Below are 6,143 nucleotides of genomic sequence, written 5' to 3'. Positions count from 1 at the left end.
ACACCACATGCGCATTCGTGCCGCTGACGCCGAACGCGGAGACACCCGCGCGGCGCGGGCGGTCCTCCGTGGCCGACCAGTCGCGGGCTTCGGTGAGGAGTTCGACTGCCCCGGCGGACCAGTCGACGTGCGAGGACGGCCGGTCCACGTGCAGGGTGCGGGGCAGCACTCCGTGGCGCATCGCCATGACCATCTTGATGACGCCGCCTACACCGGCGGCGGCCTGGGTGTGACCGATGTTGGACTTCACCGAGCCCAGCCACAGGGGGCGTTCGCGGTCCTGGCCGTAGGTGGCGATCAGCGCCTGCGCCTCGATCGGGTCGCCCAGCGTCGTACCCGTGCCATGGGCCTCCACCGCGTCCACATCGGCCGGGGCCAGGCCCGCCGACGCCAGGGCGGCCCGGATGACCCGCTGCTGGGAGGGGCCGTTGGGGGCGGTCAGGCCACTGCTCGCGCCGTCCTGGTTGACGGCGCTGCCCCGGATCACGGCGAGCACCGGATGCCCGTTGCGGCGGGCGTCGGACAGGCGCTCCAGGAGCAGCAGGCCCGCGCCCTCGCCCCAGCCGGTGCCGTCGGCGGCCTCGGCGAAGGACTTGCAGCGGCCGTCGGGGGAGAGTCCGCGCTGGCGGCTGAACTCGGTGAAGGTGACCGGGGTGGACATGACGGCGACGCCGCCCGCCAGGGCCAGCGAGCACTCCCCCGCGCGCAGCGCCCGGCAGGCCAGGTGAAGGGCGACGAGCGAGGACGAGCAGGCGGTGTCGACGGTGACGGCCGGGCCCTCCAGGCCGAGGGTGTAGGCGACGCGGCCGGAGGCGATGCTGCCGGCGCTGCCGTTGCCGATGAAGCCCTCGAGGCCGGGCGGCGGCACGTCGAAGCGGGAGCCGTAGTCGTTGTACATGACGCCGACGAACACTCCGGTGGAGCTGCCGCGCAGGCTGCCGGGGGCGAGCCCGGCGCGTTCCAGGGCCTCCCAGGAGATCTCCAGCAGGAGGCGCTGCTGCGGGTCGGTGCCCAGGGCCTCGCGCGGCGACATGCCGAAGAAGTCCGGGTCGAAGTCGGCGGCGTCGTGCAGGAAGCCGCCCTCCCGGGTGTAGCAGGTGCCCGGGTTTTCGGGGTCCGGATGGTACAGGGAGTCGACGTCCCAGCCGCGGTCCTCGGGGAACGGGGTGATGGCGTCGCGGCCGTCGGCGACGAGGCGCCACAGGTCCTCGGGGGTGCGCACACCGCCGGGGTAGCGGCACGCCATGGACACGACGGCGATCGGCTCGTGGTCCCTGGCCTCCAGCTCGCGCACCCGGCTCGTGGTGCGGTGCAGGTCGGCGGTGACGCGCTTCAGATAGTCGCGCAGGCGGTCTTCGCTCACAGCTCGGCCCCCAGGCTCGGGTCGCGCACCACGGGGGACCCGACCGACGGCAGGCCCGCTGCGCTCGGGACGCTAGACAGCACCGGCTCTCCTCAGGCTCGGACACCCACGCGGTCCGCATGGCTTTTCGAACACGTCGAACCCGGCCAAGTCTGGAGGCGCGCACGGCGTCGACGGCCGCTTGACCTCCGAGTCTGAAAAATCCCCTAGTTGCCCCGGGCGCCGCGGTCATCGGCGGGGACCGGCAAATCCCTAGAGTTCGGCGGCGTCTGTGGCCCCGGCTCCGGGGCTCGTGCTGCCCTGGGGTCGCTCCCGCCCCCGCCGCCCGTGCGGACTGCCCTGAAGAGAGGGGTTCTTCCGATGACAGCCGAGCCCGATCCCGCCGGCCCCGAGGTCTCCGCGCCGCCCGAAGTGGGCCTGGACGGCGGAGCGACACTGCTGGCCTGGCTGCGGCGGATGCGCGACGAGCAGCCGGTGTGGCGTGATCCGGAGGGCCGCTACCACGTGTTCCGGCACGAGGACGTACAGCGGATCACCGCCGATCCGGCGACGTTCTCCTCGGACACGGTGACCCGGCTGTCGAACGGCGAGCGCCGGCCGCCCGGCGGCACGCTGCTGTTGCTGGACCCGCCCCGACACGGCAAGCTGCGCCGGCTGGTGAGCAAGGTCTTCACCGCGAAGATGATCAGCGAGCTGGCACCGCGGATCACCGAGGTCGCCACCGAGCTGCTCGACGGTCTGGCCGACGCCGACCGCTTCGACCTGGTGGAGGCGTTCGCCAATCCGCTGCCGGTGATCGTGATCTCCTCGATGCTCGGTGTGCCGCCCTCGGACCGCCCGCTGTTCCAGGTGTGGGCCGACAACCTGCTGACGGTGAACTGGGAGACGCCCGAGGGCGCGGAGGTCCTCGGTAAGACCGTGCAGGAGCTGGACGCCTATCTGCGCGGGCACGTCGCCGAGCGGCGGGCGCGCGAGCACGACGACCTGATGAGCCTGCTGGTGCGGGCGGAGGTCGACGGGGAGCGCCTGAACGACGAGGACGTGGTGAGCTTCGCCGCGCTGCTGCTGCTCGCCGGTCATGTCACCACGGCCGTGCTGCTGGGCAACATGCTGCTGACCCTCGACCAGGAGGAGGGGGAGCTGGGCCGGCTGCGCGAGGAGCGCGCGCAGATCGCCCCCTTCACCGAGGAGGTGCTGCGGCTGCGGCCGCCGTTCCTGAAGATCGAGCGGGTGCCGACGGCGCCCGTGGAGATCGCCGGGGAGAAGGTGCCGGAGAACACGATGGTGTACCTCTGGCTGCTGTCCGCCAACCGCGACGAGCGGGTCTTCCCCGAGCCGGACCGTTTCGTGCCGGGCCGGTCCCATGCCAGGCAGCTCGCCTTCGGGCACGGCATCCACTACTGCCTGGGCGCCCCGCTGGCCCGTATGGAGGGGCAGATCGCGCTCAATCTGATGCTCGACCGGTACGCCGACATCCGGGTGGACCGCGACAGCCCGCTGTCCTACTTCGACAACCGTGTCAACGTCTTCGGTCTTCGGCAGCTGCCGCTGACGGTCCGACGGGCCTGAGCGGCGCACCCGGGCGGACGCAACCCCCATCAGACGGAGGAGTCCCATGGCCTTCGAGCCGAAACCCCCTGTGATACCGACCGACCGCAAGTGCCCCTTCGACCCCGACCCCGAGTACCGCCGGCTGCGCGAGGAAGACCCGATCAGCCCGCTGACGTTCGACATCGCGCCGGGCCGCGAGGACGGCTGGCTCGTGACCCGGCACGAGCACGTGCGGGCCATCATGACCGACCCGCGGTTCAGCCACCGCGCCGAGCTGCTGGCGCTGGTGGCGTCTCCGCCGTTCGAGGTGGAGAACTACGACCCCCAGCCGTCGCCGCCGGGTTCCTTCGTCCGCATGGACGCGCCCGACCACACTCGCTACCGGCGTCTGCTGACCGGCTTCTTCACGGTCCGCAGGATCCAGGAGTACGAGCCGACGCTCGCCGGGATCATCGACGGCGTGCTCGACGAGATGGCCGAGCTGGAACCGCCGGTGGACCTGCTGCCGGCATTCGTGCAGAAGGTCGTCCACCGGTCGGTGCACTCGGTGATGGGTGTCCCCGAGGAGGACATCGCCGAGCTCGACAAGCACTTCTCCGCGATCATGCGGATCGACTACACGCTCGAGGAGTTCATCGAGCACAACACGGCCCTGGACCAGACGCTGGCCCGGATCGTGAAGGAGCTGTTCGCCGAGCCCAACGACAAGCTGCTGGGCAAGCTGGTGAAGACCGGGGAGCTGACCGAGGAGGAGCTGGCGAACATCGCCTGGATCACCATCGGCGGCGCCCTGGACACCACCCCGAACATGCTGGGCCTCGGCACGTTCGCGCTGCTGGAGCACCCGGAGCAGCTGGAGAAGATCCGCAAGCGGCCCGAGCTGATGGAGCGGGCGGTGGAGGAGCTGCTCCGCTACCTGACGATCTCCCACATGGGCGCCAGCCGGGTCGCGTTGGAGGACGTGGAGATCGACGGGCGGACCATCGAGGCCGGGCAGACCGTGGTGCTGTCGCTGCCGGCCGCCAACCGGGACCCGGATCAGTTCGAGGACCCGGAGGTCTTCGACGTCACCCGGCCCTCGCGCCGGCACCTGGCGTTCGGCTTCGGCATCCACCAGTGTCTGGGCCAGCACCTGGCGCGGGCGACGCTGCGCCTCGGCTACCAGAAGTTGTTCGACCGCTTCCCGGACCTGCGGCTCGCGGTCGAGCCCCACGAGATCCCGCTGCGCGACAAGGCGATGCACTACGGCGTCTACGCGTTGCCCGTGACCTGGGGCTGACACATGTGCGCGGGCGCGCCGGCCCCGCGCGCACCGGGGGGCGATCCCGCGAGGGACCGCCCCCCGGTCCCCTTGCGTCCGCCTCATGCGGGCGTCATCCCGCCGAGTCGGCGTCCAGGTGGGAGAGTCGCGGCCACAGGGTGCGCCACGGTGCGCGCTCCCCCTCGCAGAGCCAGATCGGGGCGCCCCAGTTGAGGTTGTGGACTCCCTCGGCATTGGTGACGGTGCCGCGCCGGCGCACGCCGGTGAAGAACCGGTGCAGGTAGCGGGCGTCGGCGCCGACGAACACGACGGGTGCGGAGTCGTCGGTGGGACGGCGAAGGTACGCGTAACCTCGGTGGCCGCTGTACGGCCGGGGCAGACCGAGGGCGGGGCCGTACCGGTCGAGGGCTCCCGCCTGGTCGTAGCGGTCGGTGACGACCAGGGCGCGTCGGCGCAGACCGGGCGGCAGGGCGCGGTGGACGCGGGCCACGGAGGCGGCGAGGTCGGGCCAGCCGACGGTCTCGCGGGCAAGCCGGTCGGCGGAGGGGGAGGTCAGACGGTGCACCGGGTACACCGGCAGGACCTGCACGGCGAGCGCCGCGGACAGCACGTAGGCGAGGCCGGTCGCCCACAGGCGCGGCCGGGTGGTGCGCAGGCCTTGCAGTGCGGTGGCGCCGGCCGCCCACAGGACGGGGAAGAGCCCGGCGACGTAGTAGGGCCGACCGTCGACGTACAGGTAGCAGGCGCACAGGCCGACGAAGGTCAGCCCGAGGAAGCGGTGGGGGCGGGCCCCGCGGGCGAACAGCAGCCGTAGCAGTCCCGCACACAGCAGCGCGGCGCCGACGAGTCCGGCGGCGGACAGGACCGTGGGCAGGAACAGCGACCGCCCGCCCTCGTCGGCGGCGACCTCCTTCGAGATGACGGAGGCCATGGCCAGCTGCGGCCAGCCGTGGCGGTGCTGCCACAGCAGCCCGGGCACCGCGGTGAGCAGCGCGCCGGCCGCCGACGCCCACAGCAGGGGGCGGCTCAGCAGGGCGCGGGGGCCCGCCAGCAGCAGCGCCACCGCGAGGACCGCCCAGAAACCGACGCTGAGGAACTTGACCTGCAGGGACACGGCGGCGATCAGGCCGAGGAGCGGCAGCAGCCGGTCGCGCCGGGTGCGGACCCAGCGTACGAGCAGCCAGGTGGTGACGGTCGTCAGGAAGATGTCGAGGGTGGCGGTGATGAGCAGGTGGCCCATCTGCAGCATCACCGGTGAGACGGCGTGCGCGCCCGCGGCGGCCGTCTGGGCGGCCCGCCGTCCGCCCAGTTCGCGGGTGATCAGGGCGCTGAACAGCACGCCGAGCGCGGTCGCGGCGGCGGCCGGCGCGCGCAGCCACAGCAGCGAGCCCGGCGCGAGGGTGTCGATGGCGTGGGCGAGCAGGGGCAGCAGCGGCGGCTGGTCGGCGTAACCCCAGGCGGGGTGGCGGCCGGCGGCGAGGAAGTACAGCTCGTCGCTGAAGTACCCGAACCGGCGCGCGGTGAGCAGCAGCAGCGCGGCGGTCACGCCGGCGACGACGGACACCGGCAGCAGGGCGAACGGGGGCAGACGGTCCGGTGGGGCATGGGAGCCCGGAGGCCGGACGGCGGTCCCGGAACGGCCGGGTCCGCCGTCGGAGGGGACGGCCCGGTCCGGGGCGGTGGGGGGCATCGTGACGTCCTCGATCCTTTGCGGTCGGGGGTTGGTGCCGGGTCGTGGGGGCGGTCGTCCGCGCGCCGTGACGGTCGCGGTCGAAGCCACCCTGGCGGCAGCAGCGGCCCACGTGCGGTGGCCGTCGCGGCCGAAGCCGAGGTGGCGACCGCCCTCGCGGTGACGCTCGCCATCGCGCCGGCGGTCGCGGCCGGGCGGAGCGGTGGCGGTCGCGGTGGTGCACGGGACGAACGTACGGAAGGCGGCCGGTGCGGGGGCGGGTTGTTCCCGCTTCCGCG

At 72.9% G+C, this 6,143-nt stretch carries 4 protein-coding genes; 2 read left to right on the top strand and 2 right to left on the bottom strand.

Annotation, left to right across the window (positions count from 1 at the left end):
- On the bottom strand, positions 1-1,363 hold a 1,363-nt coding region (locus AC5WS8_RS36945), incomplete at its 3' end, for a type I polyketide synthase (protein ID WP_496107861.1).
- Positions 1,364-1,723: 360 nt separating this feature from the next.
- Here AC5WS8_RS36945 and AC5WS8_RS36940 point away from each other — a divergent pair.
- Positions 1,724-2,932 carry a cytochrome P450 gene (locus tag AC5WS8_RS36940; protein WP_496107860.1) on the top strand — a complete coding sequence of 403 codons (1,209 nt, stop codon included), beginning with the start codon at positions 1,724-1,726 and terminating at the stop codon, positions 2,930-2,932.
- A gap of 46 nt (positions 2,933-2,978) precedes the next feature.
- Complete coding sequence (locus tag AC5WS8_RS36935; protein WP_496107859.1) at positions 2,979-4,193, top strand: cytochrome P450; 1,215 nt, start codon at positions 2,979-2,981, stop codon at positions 4,191-4,193.
- 94 nt (positions 4,194-4,287) lie between these two features.
- Here the strand turns inward: AC5WS8_RS36935 and AC5WS8_RS36930 are convergent, their stop codons facing one another.
- Positions 4,288-5,865, bottom strand: coding sequence for an ArnT family glycosyltransferase (locus tag AC5WS8_RS36930; RefSeq protein ID WP_496107858.1), 1,578 nt, complete (start codon positions 5,863-5,865; stop codon positions 4,288-4,290).
- Between the last annotated feature and the right edge of the window lie 278 nt (positions 5,866-6,143).

The organism is Streptomyces sp. PTL18 (genome assembly GCF_059510295.1).
The sequence above is the reverse complement of the archived record's forward strand: the minus strand, read 5'-3'. Positions and strand labels throughout refer to the sequence as shown.